The sequence below is a fragment of the Bradyrhizobium sp. STM 3561 genome, from assembly GCF_045571455.1.
Classification (GTDB): Bacteria; Pseudomonadota; Alphaproteobacteria; order Rhizobiales; family Xanthobacteraceae; genus Bradyrhizobium; species Bradyrhizobium vignae.
Genome location: NZ_CP120695.1, coordinates 1941440 through 1967060, shown reverse-complemented (window position 1 = coordinate 1967060; position 25621 = coordinate 1941440). Strand labels below are relative to the sequence as shown.

The following is a 25621-nucleotide window of genomic DNA, read 5'->3' as shown; positions in this document are numbered from 1 at the left end:
AACGCGGACCGGCAAGAGTCCGCGATCGGGAAGACGAGGAGCAAGGATGGGACCGCGGGTCAGCACGAGCATATTTGCCGAGCGCCTCACCGGCATGATCGGTCCGCGCGCGAGCGTCGCGCGCGGCGTGCTCGATCAGCATGGGCAGAGCGAGTCGCATTATCGCAATTTGCCGCCCGACATCGTCGTCTATCCCGAGACGACGCAGGAAGTCGCTAAGATCGTCAAACTGTGCGCCGACGCGGGCATGCCGATCGTTCCGTTCGGCGCCGGTACCTCGCTCGAAGGCAATGCCGCGGCAGCCGCGGGCGGCGTCTGTTTCGACTTCGCGCGCATGAACAGGGTGCTGGCCGTCCACGACAGCGACATGGATGTGGTGGTGCAACCCGGCATCACCCGCAAGCAGCTCAATGCGGAGCTGCGCAACACCGGCCTGTTCTTCCCGATCGACCCCGGCGCCGACGCGTCGATCGGCGGCATGTCGTCCACCCGCGCCTCCGGAACCATGGCGGTGCGCTACGGCACCATGAAGGACAATGTCATGGCGCTGGAGGTGGTGCTGGCCGACGGCCGTATCATCCGCACCGCCAAGCGCGCCCGCAAGTCCGCCGCCGGTTATGATCTGACGCGGATGTTCGTCGGCGCTGAAGGCACGCTCGGTGTGATCACCGAGATCACGTTGAAGGTGCACCCGGTGCCGCAGGCGATCTCGGCCGCGGTCTGCAGCTTCGACACCCTTCACGATGCCGTGGACACCGCGATCTCCGTGATCCAGTCCGCGATCCCCGTGGCGCGCGTCGAACTACTCGACGACGTCATGATGCGCGGCATCAACGCCTACGCCAAGCTCGGCCATCGCGAGGCGCCGACCCTCTTCTTCGAATTCCATGGCTCCGAGAGCTCCGCAGCCGAACAGGCCGAGGCCGCTCAGGCGATCGCCGCCGACCATGGCGGCCACGGCTTTGCCTGGGCCAAGGCTCAGGAAGACCGCAGCCGGCTCTGGCACGCCCGCGACAACACGCTCTATGCCGGCCTCGGCCTCCGCCCCGGCGCTCGCGCGGTGATCACCGACGTCTGCGTGCCGATTTCGCGTCTCGCGGAATGCCTGACCGAGACGCGGCGCGATGCGGACGCGCACGGCTTCACCGCGCCGATCGTCGGCCATGTCGGCGACGGCAATTTCCACATGCTGATCCTGATCGATCCCAACAAGCCGGAGGAGACCGAAGGCGCCAAGGCGCTGCAGGCCCGCATGGTCGCCCGCGCCATCGCCATGGACGGCACCTGCACCGGCGAGCACGGCATCGGGCTCGGCAAGATCGACTATCTCGCCGACGAACTCGGCGAGGCCGTCGATGTGATGCGATCCATCAAGACGGCACTCGACCCGAATGGCTTGATGAACCCCGGAAAGATCTTTGCGAGCGGAGCCAAAGCATGAGCGACGCGCTTCCGATCGAGGTCACCTTGCCCACGCCGCTGCTGGAGCTGCGCGGCATCAGCAAGGAGTTTCCCGGCGTCAAGGCGCTGGACGACGTGTCCTTTGCCATCTATCCCGGCGAAGTCCATATGCTGCTGGGCGAGAACGGCGCCGGAAAATCGAGCCTGATGAAGGTGCTGTGCGGCGCCTACCGTGCCGACGCTGGCGAATTCTACCACAAGGGTGAGAGGGTCGCGATCAGTTCCACGGCCGATGCGCAGAAGCTCGGCATTGCCGTGATCTTCCAGGAATTCTCGCTGGTCCCCTATCTCGACATCGCCCAGAACATCTTCCTCGGCCGCGAACCGAAGGGCCGCATCCCCGGCACCATCGACCGCCACAGGATATTGGCCGACGCAAGGCGCGTGCTCGACACGATCGGTTTCGACATCGATCCATCCACCACCGTCGATAAGCTGGGAGTGGCGCAGCAGCAGATGGTCGAGATCGCGAAGGCGATCAGCCAAAACGCCCGCATCCTCGTGATGGACGAGCCCACCGCGGCGCTGTCCGACCGCGAGACCGAGCTCTTGTTCGCTCTGATCGCACGACTGAAAGCCGATGGGGTGGCGATCGTCTACATCTCGCACCGGATGGCCGAGGTGTTCGCGCTCGGCGACCGCATCACCGTGCTGCGCGACGGCCGCCGCATCGACGGCGTCCGACCGGCCGACGTGACGCCGGACCAGCTCGTCCGCATGATGGTCGGCCGCAATGTCGACATGACCTACCCGCGGAATTTCGCCGACAAGCCGGGCGAGGTGCTGCTGGAGGTCAAGGGCCTGACTGCGCCGACCGGGATCTCCGGCATCGACATCGAGGTGCGCCGGGGCGAGATCGTCGGCCTGTGCGGCCTGGTCGGCTCGGGCCGCAGCGAGGTCGCGCGCGCCATCTTTGGCGCCGATCCCGTGACGTCGGGCGAGATCATCTTCGACGGCAAAACTATCTCGGGGGAGCCGGACCTCGCCGCCCGCCGCGGCATCGCGCTGATCCCGGAGAGCCGCAAGAGCGAAGGCCTCGCGCTGCTGCGATCGGTGAGCGATAATCTGGTGGTCTCGGCGCTGGAGAAGCTTTTTCCGAGCGGGTTGTTCGACCAGCGCTCGGCCCAGCGCACCGCCGATGGCCTGATCCGGCAGCTGCGCATTGCAACCCCGAGCGCGCGCCAGACCGTCGGCCTGCTCTCCGGCGGCAACCAGCAGAAGGTCGTGATCGGCAAATGGCTCGCGGCAGGCTCAAAACTCTTCATCTTCGACGAGCCGACGCGCGGCATCGACATCGGCGCCAAGTCCGAGATTTTTGCGCTGATCGATCGCCTCGTCGCCGACGGCGCGGCGGCCCTGATGATCTCGTCCGAACAGATCGAGATCTGCCATGTCTGCGACCGCGCCTATGTGATGCGCGAGGGGCGCATTGCCGGGCACCTGACACGCAGCGAACTCACGGAGGAGAACATCGTGCGACTGGGGATGCATCATGCGTGAAGCCGCGGTCATTTCGCAACCCAATCCGCTGCAGCGCATTCCCGGCGTTGCCATCGTGCTGGTGCTGCTGATCGCACTGTTCAGCGTGATCGCGCCCGGCTTCCTGTCGGTCGCCAACCTCTCCAACGTGCTGGTGCAGTCCACCATCCTGACCATGCTCGCGCTGCCGATGACGTTGATCATCATGACCGAGGGGCTGGACCTGTCGATGGGCGCGGTGCTGACGCTGACCTCTCTCTGCGTCGCGATCGTGTCGCTCGCGACCAAGTCGATGCTGCTGGGCCTAGGGGCCGGCCTCCTTGTCGGCGCAACGTTCGGCGTCGCCAATGGCTGGCTGGTCGCGATCATTGGCATCCCGCCCTTCGTCGCGACGCTCGGCACGCTCGGCATGGCTCAGGGCCTGTCCCTGATCGTCAGCGATGGGCAGAGCGTGGTCGGCATTCCCCACAGCGTCCGCGACATCTATTCGGCGACGCTTCTCGGCATTCCCGTGCCGGTCGTGATGGCATTGGTGACGTACGCCGCCTTTCACGGCCTGCTCTATCACACCCGCTTCGGCACCTACATCTTCGCGCTCGGCGGCAATCGCGAGGCGCTGCGCTACGCCGGCCTGTCGCCGAACAGGCTGCTGATCGCGGTCTACGCGATCGGCGGAGCCATGGCCGGCATCGCCGGTCTGTTGATGACCGCACGGATGAACTCCGGCCACCCTACCGCCGGCCTTGGCCTCGAATTCGACGCCATCGCCGCCGTCGCCGTCGGCGGCACGTCTTTCGAGCGCGGCAATGGTTGGCTCCTCGGCACCGTGCTGGGCGTGATCGCGGTGGGCGTCTTGCGGAACGGGCTGAACCTGATCTCACTGCCGTCCTCGGTGCAGGTCGCAAGCGTCGGCGTGCTCGTCATCCTCGCGCTGTTCCTCGACGGCCTCAGGAGCCGGGCATGACCGACATCACCAAGGGTGCCATCGTGCCGCCCCGCTCCTTCCTCTCGCAGGACGCAGTCCAGCTGTTCTATCGCCTGCTCGCCGCGCTCCTGATCTGCGCCGTGCTGGCCGTGCTCAGCGACTCCTTCCTCAGCCTCGGCAACATCCTCAACGTGCTGAGGCAGGCGAGCCTGACCTTCTTCATCGCCTCCGGCCTGACGCTGGTGGTGCTGACCGCGGGTCTTGATCTCTCCGTCGGCGCCAACGTCGCGCTGTCGGCCTGCATCGCCGGCACCATCATCCACAAGACGGGGTCGCCGGCGCTCGGCATCCTCACCGGGCTCGCGTGCGGCGGCATCGTCGGCCTGCTCAACGGCATCATGGTCACGGCGCTGCGCATCCCCTCCTTCATCGCCACCTATGGCATGCTCTGGGTGCTGAACGGCCTCACCTATTGGTACATGGCGGGCGAGACGCTGCATGGCTTCCCGGCCGGATTCCGCCAGATCGGCAGCGGCTATCTGTTCGGCCTGCCGATCCCGGTCTATCTGCTGCTGGTGTTTCTCGGGATCGGCACGCTGTTCGCGCAGCGCACGATCTGGGGCCAGGAGATCTACGCGATCGGCGCCAATCCGGTCGCGGCGCGGCTCTCCGGCATCCCGGTCGCGCGGCGCCTGCTGCTGGTCTACGCGGTCTCGGGCACCATGGCGGGGCTCGCCTCGATCATCTTCCTGTCACGGCTCAATTCGGCCGAAGCCGACATCGGCGAGAGCCTGACGCTGCCGGCAATCGCGGCCGTGCTGATCGGCGGCACCTCGCTGTTCGGCGGCGTCGGCACCGTGTTCGGCACCTTCATTGGCGCGCTGATCCTGACCTTGGTGCTGAACGGCATGAACCTCTTGTCGGTCAGCGCCAACTGGCAGCCGCTGGTGACAGGCATCATCGTCATTCTCGCGGTCTGGCTCGACATGAAGACCCGCCGCCGCGCGCAATGAGCACTCAGAAATCCAACAAGCAAAATGAGGGATGGAGGCAATATGAAAAAGAAGCTGGGTTACCTGGCGCTGCCGCTGCTGATGGCAGTTGCACTCGCCACCGAGGTGCGTGCCGACGGCGAGGCTATCGCCGTCTTCACCAAGAACCAGACCAACCCGTTCTTCCAGACGGTGCGGGTCGGCGCCGACAACATGGCGAAATCGCTGAACGCGAAGACGCTGCAATACATCCCGACCAAGCCGGACTCGATTCCCGAGCAGCTCAGCCAGATCGAGGACGTGGTCGTCAAAAAGCCGAGCGCGATCGTCTTCACGCCTGTCGATTACAAGGCGATGGTGCCCGGTGTCGAGAAGATCAACGAGGCCAAGATCCCGGTCGTCAACATCACCGACCGCTCCGCCGGCGGCAAGTTCCTCTCCTTCGTCGGCGCCGACGATTACAGCCTCGGGCTGGAGACCGCGCGCTTCCTGCTCAAGACCCTCGGCGGCAAGGGCAACATCGTCATCATCGAGGGCGTCAAGGGCTCGCTGACCAATGTCGATCGCGTGCGCGGCTTCAACGACGCGCTGAAGGAAGCGCCCAGCGCCAAGCTGCTGGCTTCACAGCCCGGTAACTATCAACGGCTTCAGGCGCTTCAGGTGATGGAGAACCTGATGCAGTCGAATTCGCAGATCGACGGCGTGCTCGCGGCCAACGACGCCATGGCGATCGGCGCGATCGAGGCGCTCGACGGCGCCAACCGCAAGGCGCTGGTGATCGGCATCAACGGCACCAAGGAGGCGATCGACGCGATCAAGTCCGGCAAGCTGCTGGCGAGCGGCGACTACAACGGCTTTGCGCAAGGCTGCCTCGGCACCATGATGGCGATCCGCTCCTTGCGCAATCAGCCTATCATCAGCGAGATCGTGCTGAAGCCGACCGTCATCACCAAGGATAATTACCAGCCCTTCGACGTGCCGTTGGAGCAGCGGACCTGCCCGACGTTCGAGGACGCCGGCAAGCTCAGCGCGAAATAATCCGAACACCACGAGTCCGGACGGCCGCTCCTGCGGCCGTCCCAAGAATTGAAACAAGAAACGGAGACATCATGCTGTTTGCCATTCACGCCGTCGACCGCACCGGCGCGCTGCCGACCCGGCTTGCCAATTACGATGCCCACAAGGCTTTCCTGAGCGACACCTCGCGCTTCGACGTCAAGATCGTCATGTCGGGACCGCTGGTCTCCGACGATGGCCAGACGATGATCGGCAGCCTGTTCCTGATCGAGGCACCGGGCCGCGCCGAAGTCGAAGCCTTCAACCGTGCCGATCCGTTTGCTGCGGCCGGCATTTGGGAAAAGGTCACGATCACGGGCTTCCTGCGCCGGCAGGGGTGAGCCCTACGGCGGCTCTTCGAGGTGACAGGCCACCCACTGCTCGTCTCCCACCACACGCAGCGTCGGCTCCTCCGTTCGGCAGCGGTCAAAGACGAAGGGGCAACGGGTATGAAAGCGGCAGCCGCGCGGCGGGTTGATCGGGCTCGGCACGTCGCCCTTGAGGATGATCGGATTGCGCTGGGCGCCGGGCTCGGGCAGCGGCACCGCCGAAAGCAGCGCCTTGGTGTAGGGATGCCTTGGCGCGGCAAAGATCTCGCGGCGCGGCGCCACTTCCACGATCTTGCCGAGATACATCACTGCGACCCGATGCGTCATGTGCTCGACGATGGCGAGGTCGTGGCTGATGAACAACAGCGCCAAGCCGAACTCGCGCTGGAGGTCCTGGAGCAGATTGACGATCTGCGCCTTGACTGAGACGTCGAGCGCGGAGACTGCCTCGTCACACACGATCAGCTCGGGCTCGGCCGCGAGCGCACGGGCAATCCCGATGCGCTGGCGCTGGCCGCCGGAGAATTCGTGAGGCCTGCGGTTCAGCGCCTCGCGCGGCAGGCGCACGGTATCCATCAGCGCGGTGACGCGGACCTCGAGATCCTCCTTGGACTTGGCGAGACCGAAATTGCGGATCGGCTCGGCCAAGATGTCGCGCACGCGCATGCGCGGGTTGAGGCTGGAGAACGGGTCCTGGAACACCACCTGCACGCGACGGCGCATCTGGCGCATCGTGCTCGGATGCGCGTCGTCGATGCGCTGGCCGTCGAGAATGACCTGGCCCGAGGTGATCTCGAACAGTCGCAAAATGGCGCGGCCGACCGTCGACTTGCCACACCCGGACTCGCCGACCAGCGACAAGGTCTCGCCGCGCGCGATCTCGAAGGACACGCCGTCGACCGCATAGACGAACTCGGACTTGCGGCCGAACAGGCCCTTGTTGATCGGGAAGTGCTTCTTGAGGTCGTTGACCTGGAGCAGCGGGGGACTCATGCCGCGATCGCTCCCTTGGCGGCGTAATGGCAGGCGGCGATGTGGCGCGGGCCCTTCTCTTCGAGCCCCGGCGCATATTGCCGGCAGAGGTCGGTCGCAAGCGCACAGCGGCCGGCAAAGACGCAGCCGATAATGGGCTTGCGGAGGTCAGGCACCTGCCCTGGGATCTCGGCGAGCCGCGTTGCGGTCCCGGCAAGCGATGAGCCGAGCTTCGGCACCGCGCCGAGCAGGCCTTGCGTATAGGGATGACGCGGTGAGCGGAACAGCTCGGCGACCGGCGCCTCCTCGACCTTGCGACCGGCATACATCACCATGACACGTTCGGCGATTTCGGCGACGACGCCGAGATCGTGGGTGATCAGGATGATGGCGGCGCCGACCCGGCGCTTCAAGTCCAGCATCAGCTTCAGGATCTGCGCCTGGATGGTCACGTCGAGCGCGGTGGTCGGCTCGTCCGCTATGAGAAGCTTCGGATTGCAGGCGAGCGCAACCGCGATCATCACGCGCTGGCGCATGCCGCCGGAGAGCTGGTGCGGATATTCGCCGACGCGCCGTTTCGGCTCGGGAATACCGACCAGCGTCAGCATCTCGACCGCGTGCGCCTCGGCGGCCTGCTTGTCCAGGCCCTGATGGATCATCAAGGTCTCGCGGATCTGGCGGCCGACGGTCAGCACCGGATTGAGGCTGGTCATCGGCTCCTGGAAGATCATCGAGATGTCGTTGCCGCGGATTGCGCGCATCTCGCGGTCCGACAGCTTCAGGAGATCCTTGCCGGCAAAGCGGATGCTGCCGGCGATCCTGCCCGGCGGCTCCGGGATCAGCCGCATCAGGGACATCGACGTCACCGATTTGCCGCAGCCGGATTCACCGACGATGGCCAGCGTCTCGCCCTCGTTGACGTGGAAGGACACCCCGTCCACCGCCCGGTTGATGCCGCTGGGAGTGCGGAAGTGGGTCTGGAGGTTCTCGACTTCAAGCAGCGCCATCGCGATCAGCCCCGAGACATCTAAAGACGCTTGGCCAAGCGCGGATCGAGCGCATCGCGAAGGCCGTCGCCGAGCAGGTTCACGGCGAGAACGGTGACGGACAGGAAGGCCGCCGGGAAGAACACGATATAGGGCTTGACCTGCCACAGCGCGCGGCCCTCGGCCATGATGTTGCCCCAGGACGGAATGGTTGGCGGCGTGCCGGCGCCGATGAAGGACAGGATCGCCTCCGTGATCATGGCGCTGGCGCAGATATAGGTCGCCTGCACCAGCATCGGCGCAACCGTGTTCGGCAGGATGTGACGCAAGATGATCATGGGCGTGCGCGTGCCGCAGGCGACCGCCGCGTCCACATAGGGCTGCTCGCGCAGCGACAGCACGACACTGCGCACGAGGCGCGAGACGCGCGGGATTTCGGCGATGGTGATGGCGAGGATGACGTTGCCGACGCTGCCGCGCGTCAGCGCCATCAGCGCGATCGCGAGCAGGATCGGCGGAATGGACATCAAGCCGTCCATGAAGCGCATCAGGATGCCGTCGGCCCAACGGATGAAGCCGGAGACCATGCCGATGGCAAGACCCGCCGCGGACGCGAAGATCGCGACCGACAGGCCGACGGTGAGCGAGACCCGCGCGCCAAACAGCACCCGCGAATAGATGTCGCGGCCGAGCACGTCGGTGCCGAACCAGAAATCGGCCGACGGCGCCCGTGTGCGCTTTGCGGGCGCAAGCGCGGTCGGGTCGACCGTCCCGAGATGAGGGGCGAAGACGGCGATCAAAACCAGTGCGAGCAACAACACGCCGCCGATCGCAACGGTGGGATGGCCGCGCAAGAGGCCGACGAAGCCGCGCCGGATCTTGACCGGCCGGAGGATTTCCGGCAGTTGCGGCGCGAGAACGAGGCCGGTGGGAAGCGATTGCGGATTGACGGTGGTGTCGGTCAATAGCGGATCCTCGGGTCAACGAGCGTATAGACGACGTCGATCATCAGATTGACGAGGACGTAAACGAAACTGAACAGCAGCACGATGCCCTGGATCACCGGATAGTCGCGGCGCAGGATCGCATCGATCGTGAGGCGGCCGAGGCCGGGAATCGCGAACACGCTCTCGGTCACGACCGCACCGCCGATCAGGAGCGCGATGCCGATCCCGATCACGGTGACGATCGGGACCGCCGCGTTCTTCAGCGCATGAATGAACAGGATGCCGCCCTGCCCGAGCCCTTTGGCCTTGGCGGTGCGGATATAGTCCTGCTGCAGCACTTCGAGCATGGCTGCCCGCGTGATGCGCGCGACCAGCGCGATGTAGACGCAGCCGAGCGCGATCGCCGGCAGGATCAGGTTTTCCAGCCACGGCCAGAAGCCTTGCGCAAGCGGCGTATAGCCTTGCACCGGGAGCCATTCGAGCTCGAGCGCGAAGATGTAGGCGAGCATGTAGCCGACCACGAACACGGGCAGCGAGAAGCCGAACACGGCAAAGCCCATGATGACGCGGTCGATCAGGCTGCCGGCCTTCCACGCCGCCACCACGCCGAGCGGCACCGCCACCACGATCGTGAGCAGCAGTGTGACGACCATCAGCGACAGCGTCGGTTCGAGACGCTGCCCGATCATCGCCGAAACCGGCAGGTTGGTGAAGATCGAGGTGCCGAGATCGCCATGCAGGATGCGCCAGACCCAGCTTCCGAACTGGACCAGGAACGGACGATCGAGACCGAGGCTCTGGCGGATGCGCTCCACATCCTCCGGGCTCGCCTGGTCACCCGCGATCACCACGGCCGGATCACCCGGTGCGATGTAGAGCAGGCTGAACACGAACAGCGCGACGATCGCCATCACTGGCAAGGTCGCGACGATGCGACGGAGGATGTAGGAGAGCATCTGGCCTCAGCGCGCGATCATGCGGACTTCGTCACGCCCCAGAAGAACGGCAGCGGCCCCTTGGTGATGCCGGAGACGTTCTTGCGCCAGGCGGTGTAGCTCAGGAAGAAGCCCGTCGGCACGTAGACGACGTCATCGAGCGCCGCCTTGTTGAGGCGGCCGATGGCGGCCTTCTCCTCGTCGAGGTTCTTGGCCTCGAACCAGGACGTGACCTCCTTCTCGGTGCCGGGGCTGTTGGGCCAGCCGAACCAGGCCTTGTCGCCGTTGGCGCGAATGGCGGTGTAGGGAGCCGGATTGATGCAGTCCGCGCCCGCGTGCCAGGTGTGGAACATGTTCCAACCGCCCTGCCCCGGCGGCGTCTTCTGCGCACGGCGGGAGCCGACCGTGCCCCAATCGGTCGCGACGAAGTCGACGTTCATGCCGAGCTTCTTCAAGAGGTCCGCGGTGACGTCGCCCTGCGCCTTGGTGATCGGCTGGTCCTGCGCCACGAGGCACGTCACGGGCTGGCCGGAATAGCCGCTCTCGGCGAGCAGCTTCTTGGCCGCATCGAAGTCGCGCTTGCCCTTCAGGATCTCGCCACCGACTTCGCTGTAGAGCGGCGTATTCGGCGTGAAGAAGCCGGGCAGCGGCTTCCACAGCGCGGTGTCGTCGCCGACGATCGCGCGCATGTAGTCTTCCTGGCTGAGCGCCATCAGCACCGCGCGCCGCGCCCGCACGTCGTTGAACGGCGGAAACAGATGGTTCATGCGGAACGAGCCGATATTGCCGAGGGGATCGCCGATGTCGACGCTGATGTTCTTGTTCTTCTTCAGAACTGGAACGAGGTCCGCAATCGGATTTTCCCACCAATCGACCTCGCCGTTCTGCAAGGCAGCGGCTGCCGTGGCCGGATCCGGCATCACGATCCATTCGATGCGGTCGAGCAGCATCTGCTTGCCGCCCGCGAGCCACGATGCTTTCTCTTGCCGCGGCTGATAATCGGCAAATTTCTCGAACACGGCCTTCGCGCCGGGCACCCATTCGCCCTTGGCGAACTTCATCGGCCCGGAGCCGACATAATCCGTGATCTGCTTGAACGGATCGGTCTGCGCGATGCGCTCCGGCATGATGAAGCAGCACGGCGAATTGTTCTTGGCCAGCGCGTACAGCATCTTCGGGAAGGGCTGCTTGAGCACCCACTTGAAGGTGCGGTCGTCGACCGCCGTGAGCTCCTGCTGCAGCGCCTTGATCATCAGTCCCATGGGATCGCGCGCCGACCAGCGCGTCAGGCTTGCAACGACGTCCTTGCTCAGCACCGGCTCGCCGTCATGGAACTTGAGCGCCGGCCGCAGTTTGAACGTCCAGGTCGTGCCATCGTCGGTCACTTCCTCGGATTCGACCATCTGCCGTTGCGGCTGCAGCGAGGAATCAATGCCGTAAAGAGTGTCCCAGACCATCGCGGCCGCATTGCGCACGACATACTGCGTGCCCCAGATCGGATCGAAATTGGCGAGATTGGCCTGCGGCACGAAACGCAGGGTGCGTGCCGCCGCACCCTGGGCGATCGCCGGGGCCGACAGGCCGCCCGTCAACGCCAGACCGCCCGCGCCGGCCAGTCCCTTCAATACGGTCCTGCGATCCATCAAGTCCTCCCAGTAGTGCCGTGATGCCAGCTGTTCATTGGCAATGGGGCAAGTGAAACCGAGCCCATTTGCAAGCAAATGCTATGCCACTAAATCCGCCTTCGCCAGCGGGATCTCATCGCCGTTCCGGCCGATACGGGCTCAGAGGACGGCCACCAGCGCCGGCCCGGCCTCGATGTGGGGGATCGCCTCGACCAATTTGCGCGTGTAGTCGGTCTTCGGATTTTCGAACAGAGCCCGGCTCTCGCCCTGCTCCACGATGCCGCCATTGCGCAGCACGATGGTGCGATCGCACAGCATGCGCACGACGTTGAGATCATGGCTCACGAACAGCAGCGCGATGTCGTTCTCGCGCCTGAGGCGGTCGAGCAGTTGCAGCACCACCGCCTGCACGGAGACGTCGAGCGCGGCGGTCGGCTCGTCCAGCACCAGGAGCCGCGGCCGGCAGGCAATGGCGCGGGCGATGCCGACGCGGGCTTTCTGGCCGCCGGAGAGCTGATGCGGAAACCGCGGCAACAGATCCAGCGGCAATCCCACGCGCTGCGCGCACTCTTCCACGCGTTGGCGCAGCGCTTCGCCAGCGCGCATGCCGTCGAGTCGCATCAAGGGGTGGGCAATGCAGTCGAAGGCGGTGAAGCGCGGGTTGAGGCTCTCGTTCGGGTCCTGGAACACCATCTGAATGTTTTTGCGCAATGGCGAGCGGTGAAAATCACGCGACGCTACGTGCCCGATCGACTGACCGTCGAACACGATGTCGCCTTCGCTCGGATCGATCAGGCGGCAGATCATCCGCGAAGTCGTGCTCTTGCCGGAGCCGGACTCGCCGACGAGACCGACACTTTCGCCGCTGGCCATCGTCATCGAGAAGTCGGCGACTGCTGCTGAGCCCTGGTCGAAGCGCTTTGCGAGCTTCCGTACTTCCAGAAGCGGCGGCGTGCCGTGCGCGAGCGTCGGCCGCGGCTTGCCGAGAACGGCCGTGTAACGCTCCCTCTCCTCTTCCGTCACGAGGTCTTCGATCCGTGACGTCGCCGTCGGCGACGCCGCAACCAGGCGTCTCGTATAGGCGTGCCGTGGCGCGCTGAAGAGAGTGCTCGGGCTCGCCTCCTCGACGATGCGGCCACGCTCCATCACGGCGATGCGGCGGCAATAGCGCGCTGCGAGCCCGAGGTCGTGCGTGATCAGGATCGTCGCCATGCCGCGCGCGGCCGCGATATCTGCCAAGAGATCCATCACCACCTTCTGCGTGGTGACGTCGAGCCCGGTGGTCGGCTCGTCGGCGATCAACAGTGCGGGATTGCAGGAGATCGCAATCGCGATCATGACGCGCTGGCACATGCCGCCGGAGAGCTCGTGTGGATAGGCGTTCATCCGCTGCTCGGGATCGCGGATCTGGACGGCGCGCAACAACTCCAGCGCCTCGGCGCGCGCGGCCGGTTTCGAGATACGCTTGTGCGTAAGGATCGCGTCCGCGATCTGCAGGCCGATCGCTCGGATCGGATTGAGCGCCGCTCGCGGGTTCTGGAAGATCATCGACATCGCGGCGCCCTGCAGCTGTCGGAGATCATCGCCCCTGAGCTTCGTGACGTCCTGCCCACGAAACAGGATCTTGCCGGCGGTGACGCGGCCCGCGGCATCGAGCAGCCGTGTCGTCGCAAAGCCCGTGACCGACTTGCCCGAGCCGCTCTCGCCGACGAGTCCGAGCATCTCACCGGCCTTCACCGTGAGCGTCACGCCGCGCACGGCCTCGACCATGCCGCGCCGCGTCGAGAACGCGACGTGGAGATCGTCGATCCTGAGGAGGTCCTGGCTCATGTGCGCATCCGGGGATCGAGGATGTCCCGCATCCCGTCGCCGAGGAGGTTGAAGCACAGCACCGCCAGCATCAGCGCAAGGCCCGGAAAGGCCACCAGCCACCACCGTCCGGTCGAGATGAAGCGCGCCCCTTCGGCGACCATGATGCCCCATTCCGGCGTCGGCGGCTTGACGCCGAGGCCGATGAAGGACAGGCCGGCCGCATTGAGAATGGCCCAGCCCAGATTGAGCGAGATCTGCACCGCCATCGCCGGCAGGATGTTCGGCAGCAGGAAGCGCAGCACCACGGAGAAGTGACTCTCGCCGCAGGCGCGCGCGGCCTCGACCCAGCCGACATTGCGGCGGACGTTGACCTCGGCCCGCGCGAAGCGGATGTAGAATGGAAGATTGATGATCGCGGTCGCGATTACGATGTTTTCGATCCGGTTGCCGAGGGCTGCGACCATCGCCATCGCCAGCACGAACAGTGGAAACGCCATCATCACATCGACGAAACGGCCGACGGTGCGATCGAGGCGGCCGCCCGCATAGCCGCAGAACGCGCCGACGACGGCGCCGATGACAAAGGAGATTCCGACCGCGGAGACTGCGATGGCAAGGTCGAGCCGCGCGGCGATGACGAGACGGCTGAACACGTCGCGGCCGAGCTGGTCGGTGCCGGCAATGTGCGCCGCACTCGGCGGCAGCAGTGCCTCCGAGACATTCGAGGCCACCGGATCGTAAGGCACGATCCACGGTCCGAAGATCGCGACCAGGACGAACAGCGTCACCCCGGCCGCAGCCACCGCCGTGAGCGGATTGCCGCGCAGGATCCAGACCGAATGGCGAAGTGTGGCGCTGGTCATTCGATCGACACCCTGGGATCGGCGATACCGTAGCAGATATCGACCACGAGATTGACCAACACGAACAGGCTGGCCATCAGCAGCACGAAGCCCTGCACCGGTGCATAGTCGGAGGACAGCAGCGCATCGAGCGCATAGGAGGCAACGCCCGGCCAAGAGAACACCTTCTCCACCAGGACGTTGGCGCCCAGCATCGTCGAGAACACGATGCCGGCGATGGTGATGACCGGCAGGATCGCATTGCGCAGCGCGTAGGTCACGACCACCTTGCGCCAGGATAACCCGACCGAGCGCGCAGTGCGCACGAAATCGCTGCCGAGCGAGACCAGCATCGAGGCCCGCGTGATCCGCGCCAGCGGGGCGATCACGAACAGCGCCATGCTCACCGCCGGCAGCATCAATTGCCTGCAGGCCGTCCACCAGCCCTCGAGATCGCCGGCGAGCAGGAAATCGATCGAAAGAAAGCCGGTGCGCTGCGGCGGCAGCGAGGTGAAGACGTCGATCCGCCCGGTCGGATCAGGCGCAAGCCCGAGCAGATAATAGAATACGTAGATCAGTAGCAGGCCCGAGACGAAGGTCGGCACGCAGACACCGAGCGCGCAGAACAGCCGCACGCCGTGATCGATGACCGACCCCGGCCGTAGCGCCGCGATGACGCCGAGCGGCACCGCCGCAATCAGCGCGATCAGGAGCGCGGTGAAGGTGAGCTCCAGCGAAGCCGGCAGCCGCTCGCGCAGGTCCTTCAGCACCGGCTGGCCGGTCATCATGGAGCGGCCGAGATTGCCGTGGCTGATGTCGGAGACATAGAACACGAGCTGCTCCGGCACCGACCTGTCGAGGCCCATCTGCTTGCGGATCAGCTCGATCTCCTCCTTGCCGGCATTGGGCCCCGAGGCGAAGAACACCGCGGGATCTCCGGGCAGGACGCGCATCAGCAGGAAGGTGAAGACCAGCACGCCGAACAGCGCCGGCAGCGACGACAGAAGCCGCCTGCCCGCCCGCACGAGCGTTGCGCCAAGACCGGTCATCGCTCTTCAGAGCCTCCTTCGCTTTCCGATATCACTTGCGGCTGACGTCGCGATAGTCGACCTGGCGATGGAACTCGTAGGTGTAGCCTTCGATCGACGGCGCCATGACGGCGTCCTGGTTTGGCTGCCACAACATGATCTGCGGCATCAGATCAAAGTGCATCGCGTTGAGCTTGCGGCCGGCTTCCTCATACTTGGCCTTATCAGGCTCGAAGCGCGCTTCCTGCGCGATCGCCGCAAGTTCCGGGTTGTTGATCGAAGAGTAGTTCCAGCGCTGATTGCCGGTGTAGAAGTTGCGGTAGAAGTAATCGGTCGACGGCAGCCAGGCGACGATGCCCTCCGTGTAGAAGGGAAGCTTCTTCTCGTTGATCTGCGTCGACATCTGCGCGTCCGGCAGCTTCTGGATGTCGACCTTGATCCCGATCTTGCCGAGCGATTCCTTCACGAGAGCCGCCATCGGCTCGGCGGTCGAGGCCTGGCCGACGTTGAAGCTGAAGGTGGTCGAGAAGCCCTCGGGGAGACCTGCGGCCTTCAGATATTCCCTGGCCTTGTCGAGGTCGAGCTTCACCGGCTGCTGGAACGGATAGATTCCGTTCGCCGGCTTGCCGTCCGCCCAGGTTGCGCCGAACAGCGGCGAACCGCGGCCGAACAGGGCGGCCTTGAACATGTCGTCATAGGGCAGCGCGTAAGCGATGGCGCGGCGGACATTGACGTTGTCGAAGGGCGGGATCTGGTTGTTCATCGAGACAAAGGTGATCGCATTGTATTGCGGCGTCGAGACCACCTTCAGCTTGCCCTTGGCTTCCAGCGACTGCACGTCGCTGGCCTGCAGATCGAGCACGAGATCGGCATCGCCGCGCTCGACGAGGTTGGCGCGGGTCGCGGGCTCCGGCACCGATTGCACGATGATGCGCTTGAAGAAGGCCGGCTTGTTGGCCGAGCCGCGGTTCCAGTCCTCGTTGCGCTTGACGATCACCTGCTCGCCGGGCTTGAAGCTCTCGACCACATAGGCGCCGCTGCCGGCGGTGTGCTCCTTCAGCCAGGCTGTTGCCCACGGATCGTCAGCCGTCGCGTGCTCCTTTGCCACTTTCGAGTTGATGATCATCGGGTAGACGGTGGCGAGATTGGGCAGCGCGAGCTTGTCGGGCTTGGGCAGCGTCACCTCGATGGTGAGGGGATCAATCACCTTGAACTGATCGGCCGATGTCAGCGATCCCGTCAGCAATTGCGCCTTGCCGAGGATCGGCGCGGTGACGCAGCGATCGAGCGACCATTTCACGTCCTCGGCCGTGACGGGCGAGCCGTCCTGGAATTTTGCGTCCTTGCGCAGGCGGAAGGTGAGCTTCAGGCCGTCGGGGCTGACCTCGTAGGATTCGGCGAGCTCGCCCGTGATCGTGTCGAGATCGAACACCCATTTGCCATTGAGCTGCTTGCGGCCGAACGCGACCAGACGGTCATAGGTGCTCATGCTCAATGCGAAGGACTCGCGGGTCGAGCCGGGGATGTTGGGATCGAGCGTGTTGACGGACGCGCCGGTCACGTAGCGCAATGTCTCTGCCCTGGTTTGCGCTTGCGACGGCGCGGTGACGATGAGCAACAGTGCGGTGATAGCGAGCACTGAGGTCGCCGGCCTGAAAGACACAAAACGCATCGGTTTTTCCCTGAATTTCGAACGAGAACGCCAGCAAGGCAGGTTAAGAGAGAAGCAAGTTGCGCGCCAGTCTCATCGGGCGTTTTGCGGACGAATCGTCGCGGCGGCGCATAGATGGTCACAGCGATCCCCCCATTTTTCGCGCCGGCCGCTTGACCACGGCCTGCGGCGCGTCATAGGCGCTGAGCGAGGCCCAATGGCGGGCGATATCGGCGCGGAACAGGCCGCGCGTCAGGCCGTGGACCAGCTTTGGAACGGCGGTCGTCATCGCATTGATGGAGGATCCCGACGGACCGAAGCTCATGGTGGAGGCAATGGCGAAGAGATGGATGTCGGAGATCCACGGTGTCTTTCCCGGCACGAGCTCGGTGAAGGCGTAATCATCGGCAAGATAGGGAAAGCGGCCGAGGCGTTCGTTGCGCTCGTCCTCGGGCGGCTGGTAGCGGTCGGCCCAGGTCGCGATGTTACCGGCGCACTTGGCGAGCTCGCCGCGGCCGGCAAAGTTCATGTCGATGCCGGTGCCGCAGATGACGAAATCGGCGGTGATGGCGCCGCGTGGCGTCTCCAATTCGATGGCCTCGCCGGTCTTGCGCGCCGCCTCGACCGGCGCGCCCTCGTGCAACGTAAAATTGGCGTGCCGCGCGCAGCGGTCATAGGTTGGTTGCGGAAATCCCTCGCGCATCTCGAGGATCTTGCGCATGAAGCGCCAGCGCCAGGTATCGTCGAGATCGCTGAGATGGCGCAGGAAGCCGCGGAAGGTCAGCCAACGATAGGGCTGGATCACCTGGATCTGCGCACGCCGGCAGAGCAGGTGCACTTCGGCGGCACCGGCTTCCAGCGCCGTTGCCGCATTGTCGAAGGCAGAGGCGCCGGCGCCGATCACGGCGACGCGCTTGCCGCGCAGGCTTTCGAAATCGATGTCGTCGGCGACGGTCGCGACCGAACTCGCCGGCAGATGCGCGAGCTGCTCCGGAATCATCCAGCCGCCCATGCCCTCCTGCCCCGTCGCCAGGACGATCTTGCGGGCGTAGAGCGTCTCGACCTCTCCTGCCCGTTTCACGCGCGCGGCGAGCAGGCCGTCAGACGCAGGCGCAATCTCAAGGAGCTCGCAACCGTTGCGTACCGGCAAGGCGATCGTGCGCCGCAGCCAGAGCAGATACGCCGCCCAATGGGCGCGCGGGATCAGGTCGAGTGCCTGCCAGCTCTCCTTGCCGAATCGGGCCTCATGCCAGGACTGGTAGGTCAGGCTGGGGATATCGAGGTCCGGACCAGTGTAGTCCTTTGGGCTGCGCAGCGTCGGCATGCGGGCATAGGTGAGCCACGGGCCCTCCTTCCCTTCCTCGGCCTTGTCGATCAGCAGGATGTTGCTGACGCGGGAGCGCAGCAGGCCGAAACCGATGGCGATGCCCGACTGGCCTGCGCCGACGATGAGCACATCCAGCGCCGGCTTGCCGTCGGGTCCCGTTTTCGCTTCGAGCCACGCGGCGCCGGGATGGGCGATCCGCGCCAGATCGACGCGAATATCAGTTTCGAGCTGGGTGAGCGCCTCACTCATGCCGCGAGCCAGCCTCCGTCGACCACCATCACGGTGCCCGTCGTGAACGAAGAGGCATCGCTGGCGAGATGCAACGCGGCCTGCGCGACCTCTTCGGCCCGGCCGAACCGCTTCATGGCGTGGCGGTTGCGCGAGGCCTCACGCACCTCCTCTGGATTGGCGTGACGGGCGAAGCTGCGGCGAAGCATCGGCGTGTCGATCGCGCCCGGCGCAATCGCGTTGACGCGAATGCCGTCCGTTGCAAAATCCACCGCCATCGTCCGCGTCAGGCTGACGATGGCGCCCTTGGCGGCGATATAGGCGCTGTTGCCCTTTCCGCCGGCGATCGCAAGCTGCGAGGCCAGCGTGATGATCGAGCCGCTGTTCTGCCGCTGCATCTGCGGCACCGCGGCCCGCGCCCACAGCCAGGTGCCGCCGACATTGGCGCGGAACACCGCGTCCCAGTCTTCCGGACTCGTGGTCAGCACCGTGCCGCCGCAGGAGAACCCCGCAGCGGTCATCAGGATGTCGAGCCGACCGTGCCGCGCGACGACATCGCCGACAACCGCCTCGGCGAACGCGGCATCGCCGACGTCGCCGACATGCGTCGTTGCCTCGCTCAGCAGCTTCAGCGTGTCTTGAAGCCCTGCAGCATCACGATCGACCAGAGCAAGGCGCGCGCCTTCCTCCGCGAACAGTTTTGCGCTGGCGCGGCCGATCCCCGAGCCCGCTCCCGTGATGATCGCCGTGCGCCCCTGCAGCCGCATGTCAAATCCCCTCCTTGTGCTGCACCCACCAGGCGCTCATCGCGGCAGCGGATTCGGCGCAGCCGAACCGCGCGCGCCAGCCGAATTCGTCGGCCATCCGCCTGACCGACAGCGGCGCGCGATCCCCGCCATGAAGCTTGATGACGGTCTTCTCTCCGGGAGACACGAGCCGGCACTCCAGCCCGGGATGCAGGGCCGCAAACGCCTCGCCCCATTGCAGCGCCGACCACGCCACGCCGCTGGAGATATTGTAAAGCCGATCGCGCGGCCGCTCGGCCTCGATCAGCAGTGCCACCGCCTCGGCGACGTCCGGCGCATAGGTCCAATCTTTGATTCCAGGAGCTGGCAAGAGCGCCGGTTCGCCGCGGGCGAACGCACCGAGGATTTGGAACTGGAGGCTCGGCGTATCTCGCACCGAGCCGGGCCGCTCCCAAGGACCGAACACGGCACTCAAGCGCACGCTCAGGAAATCACCGCCAAAGAGCTCGGCATGGCGCGCTACGGAGCGCTCGGAGGTGAATTTGCTGATGGCGTAGAACGAGACGGGATCGCAGGGCGTTTCCTCGTCCAATATCCGGTGACGTTGACCTGCTGCCCCGTAGGCCGACGCCGACGAGAGATTGATGACGCGGCGAACACCATGGCGGATCGCCGCAAGCAGAATGGGAATCTGCGCCATCACGTTGATTTCGAGAACGCGCGCGGGCGATGCCCGTTCGAGGTCATCGCCGGCGGTGACCGCGGCGCCCAGCACGATCGCGTCGCAGCCCTGTGCCATGAGGGCGTCGATGCCTTGCGCGTCGGTGATGTCGCCCTGAACAACCTTGAGCCGCTCGCGGTAGTCGGCCAGCGATCGCTGCGCAGCCGGTGGCAGCGGCGAACGATCATGCAGCGTCACCTCGTGTCCGCGCGCAAGCAGCACCTCGGCAAGATTGAGGCCGACAAACCCGGTGCCGCCGAAGATGACGATCTTCATCGCGAGCGATCCACCGTCACAGCAGTTTTGCTCCGAAATTCCGTTCCGGATCCATGTCGGCGACGAGCCGGCCGGTCGGCTTTGCCGCCTCGCCGCCGCTGCGCGCCAGGAATTTTCCGCCGCCGGCGCTCGCGAGACACTTGTTGCCGTCGATGATCACGCGGCCGCGCGAGAGCACCGATACCGGCCAGCCCTTCAGCTTGCGACCCGAGAACGGCGTGTAGCCGGCGAGATCGTGCATCATCTCGTCGGCAATCGTGACCTCGCGGTTTGGATCCCAGATCGCGATATCGGCATCGGCCCCGACCGCGATCGAGCCCTTGCGCGGATGCAGATTGTAGATTTTTGCCGGCGCGGTCGCGGTCAGCTCGACGAATTTTTCCAGGCCGAGCCGTCCCTTCGACACCATCGCGTCGAACAACAGCGGCAGCCGCAGCTCAAGCCCCGGCAGGCCGTTGGCGACCTGCTTGAAATTGGGATTGGGGCCGGCGCGCAGCTTGCCGGTCTCATCGTAACGATACGGCGCGTGATCGGAGGAGATGGTCTGGAGATCGCCGAGCGAGAGCGCCTGCCACAGCGCCTCCTGGTCGGCATGCGTGCGCGGCGGCGGGCTGCACATCCATTTGGCGCCTTCGGCGCCGGGCTTGTCGAGATCGTGGGCGGTGAGGAACAGATATTGCGGGCAGGTCTCGGCGAACACCTTGAGCCCCTGCCCGCGCGAGTCGCGGATCACCTTGGCGCCTTCGGCGGTCGAGACATGGAAGATCATGATCGGCTGGTCGATCAGCGCGGCCATGCCGATCAGGCGCGTGAACGCTTCCGCCTCCGACACGCGCGCGTGGCTGACGGCGTGATATTTCGGCATGGTGTAGCCGCGCGCAAGCAGCCGCTTCACCATCCAGGCGATGATGCCGTGATTCTCGGCATGCGCACACAGCATCGCGCCGGACTCGCGCGCGGCGAGCAGGATGTCGAGCAAAGGCTCGTCATCGACCTTGAGCCGGTCGTAGGTCATGAAGATCTTGATCGACGCATGGCCCTGCTTCACCAGCGACGGGATGTGCTCCTCCACCGTCTCCCTGGTCGCATCCGCGATGATCATGTGAAAGGCGTAGTCGATCACCGCACCCTTCTTCGCCAGCGCGTGATAATCCTCCACCACCCGTGGCAGCTTCATCCCGACATGCTGGGCGGCGAACGGGATCACCGTGGTGGTGCCGCCGAACGCGGCCGAGACCGTCGCGCTCTCAAAAGTGTCGGCGTTCATGATGCCGGCGGCCGACAACTGCTCGATATGGGCGTGGCTGTCGACGCCGCCGGGCAACACCAGCTTGCCGCGTGCGTCGATCTCGCGCTTGGCCGCCGGAAGCCCGCGGCCGACGGCGGCGATGGTTTCGCCTGATATGGCGACGTCGGCCTCGAAGACGTCGGTCGTGGTCGCGACACGGCCGCCGCGGATGATCAGGTCGTAAGCGGGTTCAGTCATGAGGCACTCCGTGATAGACTCAAGGCACGCAATTGCAATTTCGCAGGAAGACCATGATGTCCCGTCCGCGCATTCTCGTCATCAATCCGAATTCCAATCCTGCGGTCACGCGAGGGCTGGAGGATGCGCTGAAGCCGCTCGATTTCGAAGGCGGGCCGGAGCTGGTCTGCCAGACGCTGGCCGAGGGTCCCTTCGGCATCGAAAGCCAGACGGACGTCGACAGCGTTGCGATGCCGCTGCGAAAGCTCGTCGAAAGCGACAACGGCTCGGCCGCCTTCGTCATCGCCTGCTACAGCGATCCCGGGCTTCAGGTCTGCCGCGAAGGCACCGACCGCCCCGTGTTCGGCATCGCCGAGTGCGGCGTGCTGACGGCGCTTTCCCGCGCCGAGACCTTCGGCGTCATCGCAATTGCGCAGCGTTCGATCGCGCGGCACATGCGCTATCTCAGGCAGATGGGACTGACCGAGCGCCTTGCCGGCGAGCGGCCGCTGAACATGAGCGTTGCGGAAACGGCCTCCGGTGAAGGCACGCTGGCCAAGATGATCGAGGTCGGTCGCGCGCTGCGCGACGAGGACGGCGCCCGCGCCATCGTGATGGGCTGCGCCGGCATGGCGCGCCACCGCCGCCTGCTCGAAGACGCGTTGCGCATTCCCGTGATCGACCCGACACAGGCGGCCGTCACCATGGCGCTGGGTACGGTGCAGTTCTCGGCCCACTAGGCGTCCTTCAGCTCTTTGGCAACTTGGCGCGCGAGCCATTGCGCATGGCTCTCGCGCGTCAAAGCAAACGTATCCCGCTGCGTGGTGTAGAGATTGCCGAACATGCGGCCGATCGGCCGGTAGGCGTCGAGATCGACATACATGTTGGCGGTGTCGACGAGCCCCTCACGCGCGTGCACCCTGAGCACCTCGCCGACCAGGAGCTCACGATCCGGAGAGAAGTTCAGCACGACGTGGCGCCGGCATTCCAGCGCGAAGGGCGCGGCGGCGAGGCGCGGCACCTTCACATCGATCGAGGGAAGCGTCGCAAGCCCGGTCGCGGCGACCTCGCTGTCGCCGGAGGGAAAATCGACGGCGCAGTCGTTCATCGCCACCGACAGCGCCTCATCGACCATGTGCACCACGAACTCGCCGTCGCGATGGATGTTGCGGGTCGTGTCCTTCGGCGAGCGATCCGGCTTGTGCTGGAGCCCGAGCACGATCAGCGCTGGATTCTCCGAGAACACGTTGAAGAAGCTGAACGGCGCGGCGTTGACCGCACCATTCTCGTCCAGCGTCGTGACCAGCGCGATCGGCCGCGGCACGACCACGCCGCAAAGCAGCTTGTAGCGATCGCGCGGATCGAGTTCACGCAGCGGGATGCCCTTGTCCACCATCGGCCTCACGTCTCCGGCGGCGGCACCGCGCCGGTCTGGCTGGTGATCAGGCCATAATGCTCGACGCGGCGGTGCCGCGCGAAATCGAAAATCGTTGTCTTGCCGAAGGTGGTGGCGTCGAGGTCGCACGCGTGGACCAGAACCTCGTCGTCCTCGGTCTTGGCTTCGGCGACGATCTCGCCGTTGGGATCAACGATCAGGCTGCCGCCGAACAGCGGGTGGCCGTCCTCGACGCCGGCCTTGGCCACCGCGACCACCCAGGTCGAGTTCTGGTAGGCACCGGCCTGCACCGAGAGGCGGTTGTGGAACAGGCGCTTCTCGACGCCCTCCTCGCTTCTTTCCGCATTCACGGAAGGCGTATTGTAGCCGATCAGCACCATCTCGACGCCCTGCAAGCCCATGACCCGATAGGTCTCCGGCCAGCGGCGATCGTTGCAGATGGCCATGCCGATGATACCGCCCAGCGTACGCCAGACGTTGAAGCCGAGATCGCCCGGCTCGAAATAGCGCTTCTCCAGATGCTGATGCGAGCGCTTGGTGTCGTACTCGACGTGACCGGGCAAATGGACCTTGCGGTATTTGCCGATGATATTGCCGGATTTATCCGTGAGGATCGCGGTGTTGAAGTGATGGCCGTCTGGCGTCAGCTCCGCATAGCCGAAATTCATCGCCATCCCGTGCTGCGCCGCACGCTCGAACAGCGGCTTCGTCGCCGTGTTCGGCATCTCGCGCTCGAACCAGATGTCGAACTCGGAGCGATCCTCCACGTACCAGCGCGGGAAGAACGTCGTCAGCGCCAACTCAGGATAGACGATGAGGTCGGCACCCTTGCTCTTGGCCTCGTCCATCAGCGCGATCATGCGCTTGACCACGGCCTCGCGGCTGTCGGCCCTCTGGATCGGGCCCATCTGGGCGGCAGCAACATTGACGATACGCATCAGTGAATTCCTGGTGATGTCTTGGTAGAAGATGTCTTGGTAGAAGATGTCTTGGTAGAAGATGTCTTAGGCAGAAGCCACAATTTCAACGATGTGCCGGCGCGCGCAGCTTAACGCAGCATCGCCCGAAATTTCCAGCCTGCGGCGTGCGAGACGGCAAGATACGCTTTGCATGACCTGCATTCACCCGCGCTCCTCGTCAGCAATATCGAGACCGTGGTCGAGCGCATCGAGCAGCAGCGTTGCCTCGCGCTCGGAGATCACCAGCGGCGGTGCCAGGAACAGCGAGGTCTGCTCGCCGCTCGTCCCGATCACCGCACCCGCCTCCAGCGCGCGCTCCGCAACGCGTGAGGCGATCGGCACCTCGGTGGTGTCGGCGTGCCAGGTGCGCCAGTCCGGGCCGTGCAACTCCACAGTCCAGTGCAGTCCCTGCCCCGCGACGCGCCGCACGCTCGGATGCTTTTGCGCGATCGCAAGCAGGCGACCGGTGAACAGCTTCTCCAGGTCTTGCACGTGCTCCAGAATATTGTCGTCGCTGACGACCTTCAAATAGGCGCTGACGGCCGCCATGCTGATCGGATGGCCGCGCAGCGTGCCGTAGTTCTGCCAGCTCGTGCCCTTGAGCCGCTCGACGATGTCCTTGGACACCACGACCGCAGCCACCGCTGCCGCGCCGCCGCCGAGCGATTTGCCGAGAGTGACGATGTCGGGGCGGCTCCGCGCGCCCTGGAACGCGAACCAGCGGCCGGCTCGGCCTGCGCCGGTGACGACCTCGTCGGCGATCCAGTACGAGCCCGCCTGCCGCGCGCAGCGCGCCACCTCGTCCTGATAGGCGCTGTCGTAATAGATGCCTCCTTGCGTGTAATCGATGATCGTCGCCGCCGTGTCCGAGAGCAGACGCGTGGCATCGGCGAGATATTCGCTCGGCGGGGAATTATTGGCCGGCGCGCCATAAATGGCACCATCCGGCGCCGGCAGGATCCGCACCGGCGCCATCGGCGCCGGCAGCTTCGAGCCGCCTGCGTGCACGGCGAGGCCTCCGTGCCATTGCGGCTGCACGGTCATGCTGCGCGACAGGCCGGTGATGCCGTGATAGGCGCGCTCGCGCGTTGCGAGGGCCGAGCGCTGCGTCAGCGCCTGGCAGAGCGACAACGCCATGTCGTTCGCCTCGCTGCCGCTGATGCAGAAGCGGACCGCGCCGACCCAGTCCTCTTCGCCCGCAAAGGCGGTCGCCATCAGATCATCGGCGGCCTGCTCGCGGCCGACCCAGGTCCAGCCTTCGTTGACGACGGGCGTGTCCGCCGCGCGGCGGATCGCCTCCACCATCGCGGGATGGCGATGGCCGAGACTGCCGCCGGTGTTGCTGCCGTCGATCAGCTTGCGGCCGTCGGACAGGTGGAAGTAGACGCCCTCGCCGCCGACCACGGCCATCGGCGCGGCCTCGCCCGCATTCAGCCCGGTTCGCAACAATCTGCTCATCGCGG

General features: G+C 65.4%; 23 protein-coding genes. 7 read left to right on the top strand and 16 right to left on the bottom strand.

Going from position 1 to position 25621, the window contains the following annotated elements:
• Positions 1–46: 46 nt before the first annotated feature.
• The 6 genes from P6U28_RS08870 (at position 47) to P6U28_RS08845 (ending at position 6254) form a co-directional block, all read left to right on the top strand.
• Complete coding sequence (locus tag P6U28_RS08870; RefSeq protein ID WP_122403955.1) at positions 47–1441, top strand: FAD-linked oxidase C-terminal domain-containing protein; 1395 nt, start codon at positions 47–49, stop codon at positions 1439–1441.
• Positions 1438–2961: a sugar ABC transporter ATP-binding protein gene (locus tag P6U28_RS08865; protein WP_122403956.1), complete on the top strand. Its 1524-nt coding sequence runs from the start codon at positions 1438–1440 to the stop codon at positions 2959–2961. The genes P6U28_RS08870 and P6U28_RS08865 overlap by 4 nt, the downstream gene beginning before the upstream one ends.
• Entirely contained in the window at positions 2954–3904 is a 951-nt protein-coding gene (locus tag P6U28_RS08860; RefSeq protein WP_122403957.1) for an ABC transporter permease, read from the top strand. The genes P6U28_RS08865 and P6U28_RS08860 overlap by 8 nt, the downstream gene beginning before the upstream one ends.
• Positions 3901–4878, top strand: coding sequence for an ABC transporter permease (locus P6U28_RS08855; RefSeq protein WP_122403958.1), 978 nt, complete (start codon positions 3901–3903; stop codon positions 4876–4878). Before P6U28_RS08860 ends, P6U28_RS08855 begins: the two co-directional genes overlap by 4 nt.
• Before the next feature lie 42 nt (positions 4879–4920).
• Positions 4921–5895 carry a sugar ABC transporter substrate-binding protein gene (locus P6U28_RS08850; RefSeq protein WP_164937002.1) on the top strand — a complete coding sequence of 325 codons (975 nt, stop codon included), beginning with the start codon at positions 4921–4923 and terminating at the stop codon, positions 5893–5895.
• Positions 5896–5966: 71 nt separating this feature from the next.
• Positions 5967–6254, top strand: coding sequence for a YciI family protein (locus P6U28_RS08845; RefSeq protein ID WP_122403960.1), 288 nt, complete (start codon positions 5967–5969; stop codon positions 6252–6254).
• A gap of 3 nt (positions 6255–6257) precedes the next feature.
• Here P6U28_RS08845 and P6U28_RS08840 read toward each other — a convergent pair whose 3' ends face one another.
• The 13 genes from P6U28_RS08840 to hydA form a co-directional block, all read right to left on the bottom strand.
• Positions 6258–7235, bottom strand: coding sequence for an ABC transporter ATP-binding protein (locus P6U28_RS08840; RefSeq protein ID WP_122403961.1), 978 nt, complete (start codon positions 7233–7235; stop codon positions 6258–6260).
• Positions 7232–8221, bottom strand: a complete 990-nt coding sequence (locus P6U28_RS08835; RefSeq protein ID WP_122403962.1) for an ABC transporter ATP-binding protein — start codon at positions 8219–8221, stop codon at positions 7232–7234. The genes P6U28_RS08840 and P6U28_RS08835 overlap by 4 nt, the downstream gene beginning before the upstream one ends.
• Before the next feature lie 20 nt (positions 8222–8241).
• Positions 8242–9165, bottom strand: coding sequence for an ABC transporter permease (locus tag P6U28_RS08830; RefSeq protein ID WP_122403963.1), 924 nt, complete (start codon positions 9163–9165; stop codon positions 8242–8244).
• A complete protein-coding gene (locus P6U28_RS08825; protein ID WP_122403964.1) occupies positions 9162–10103 on the bottom strand; it encodes an ABC transporter permease in 942 nt (313 codons plus the stop codon). The genes P6U28_RS08830 and P6U28_RS08825 overlap by 4 nt, the downstream gene beginning before the upstream one ends.
• Positions 10104–10120: 17 nt before the next feature.
• Positions 10121–11725: an ABC transporter substrate-binding protein gene (locus tag P6U28_RS08820; RefSeq protein WP_122403965.1), complete on the bottom strand. Its 1605-nt coding sequence runs from the start codon at positions 11723–11725 to the stop codon at positions 10121–10123.
• Between the two features lie 141 nt (positions 11726–11866).
• Entirely contained in the window at positions 11867–13537 is a 1671-nt protein-coding gene (gene nikE, locus P6U28_RS08815) for an ABC transporter ATP-binding protein (protein ID WP_122403966.1), read from the bottom strand.
• Positions 13534–14382, bottom strand: coding sequence for an ABC transporter permease (locus P6U28_RS08810; protein ID WP_122403967.1), 849 nt, complete (start codon positions 14380–14382; stop codon positions 13534–13536). Before P6U28_RS08810 ends, nikE begins: the two co-directional genes overlap by 4 nt.
• Positions 14379–15410: an ABC transporter permease gene (locus tag P6U28_RS08805; protein ID WP_407122069.1), complete on the bottom strand. Its 1032-nt coding sequence runs from the start codon at positions 15408–15410 to the stop codon at positions 14379–14381. Before P6U28_RS08805 ends, P6U28_RS08810 begins: the two co-directional genes overlap by 4 nt.
• Positions 15411–15441: 31 nt before the next feature.
• Positions 15442–17061, bottom strand: a complete 1620-nt coding sequence (locus tag P6U28_RS08800) for an ABC transporter substrate-binding protein (protein WP_122403969.1) — start codon at positions 17059–17061, stop codon at positions 15442–15444.
• Between the two features lie 118 nt (positions 17062–17179).
• Positions 17180–18616, bottom strand: a complete 1437-nt coding sequence (locus P6U28_RS08795) for an NAD(P)-binding domain-containing protein (RefSeq protein ID WP_122403970.1) — start codon at positions 18614–18616, stop codon at positions 17180–17182.
• Positions 18613–19362, bottom strand: a complete 750-nt coding sequence (locus P6U28_RS08790) for an SDR family oxidoreductase (RefSeq protein ID WP_122403971.1) — start codon at positions 19360–19362, stop codon at positions 18613–18615. Before P6U28_RS08790 ends, P6U28_RS08795 begins: the two co-directional genes overlap by 4 nt.
• Before the next feature lies 1 nt (position 19363).
• A complete protein-coding gene (locus P6U28_RS08785; protein WP_407122068.1) occupies positions 19364–20338 on the bottom strand; it encodes an NAD-dependent epimerase/dehydratase family protein in 975 nt (324 codons plus the stop codon).
• A gap of 16 nt (positions 20339–20354) precedes the next feature.
• Entirely contained in the window at positions 20355–21824 is a 1470-nt protein-coding gene (gene hydA, locus P6U28_RS08780; protein ID WP_122403973.1) for a dihydropyrimidinase, read from the bottom strand.
• A 56-nt stretch (positions 21825–21880) separates the two neighbouring features.
• Between hydA and P6U28_RS08775 the strand changes: the two genes are divergently transcribed.
• Positions 21881–22543, top strand: a complete 663-nt coding sequence (locus tag P6U28_RS08775; RefSeq protein ID WP_407123050.1) for an aspartate/glutamate racemase family protein — start codon at positions 21881–21883, stop codon at positions 22541–22543.
• Here P6U28_RS08775 and P6U28_RS08770 read toward each other — a convergent pair.
• The 3 genes from P6U28_RS08770 to P6U28_RS08760 all read right to left on the bottom strand — a co-directional run bounded on the left by P6U28_RS08770 (position 22540) and on the right by P6U28_RS08760 (position 25616).
• Positions 22540–23199 (bottom strand): flavin reductase family protein, encoded by a 660-nt coding sequence (locus P6U28_RS08770; protein ID WP_174221588.1) that lies wholly within the window; start codon positions 23197–23199, stop codon positions 22540–22542. The two genes, P6U28_RS08775 and P6U28_RS08770, sit on opposite strands and share 4 nt — an antisense overlap.
• 5 nt (positions 23200–23204) lie before the next feature.
• A complete protein-coding gene (locus P6U28_RS08765; RefSeq protein WP_122403975.1) occupies positions 23205–24137 on the bottom strand; it encodes an N-carbamoyl-D-amino-acid hydrolase in 933 nt (310 codons plus the stop codon).
• Positions 24138–24320: 183 nt separating this feature from the next.
• Positions 24321–25616 carry an aminotransferase class III-fold pyridoxal phosphate-dependent enzyme gene (locus P6U28_RS08760; RefSeq protein WP_407122067.1) on the bottom strand — a complete coding sequence of 432 codons (1296 nt, stop codon included), beginning with the start codon at positions 25614–25616 and terminating at the stop codon, positions 24321–24323.
• Between the last annotated feature and the right edge of the window lie 5 nt (positions 25617–25621).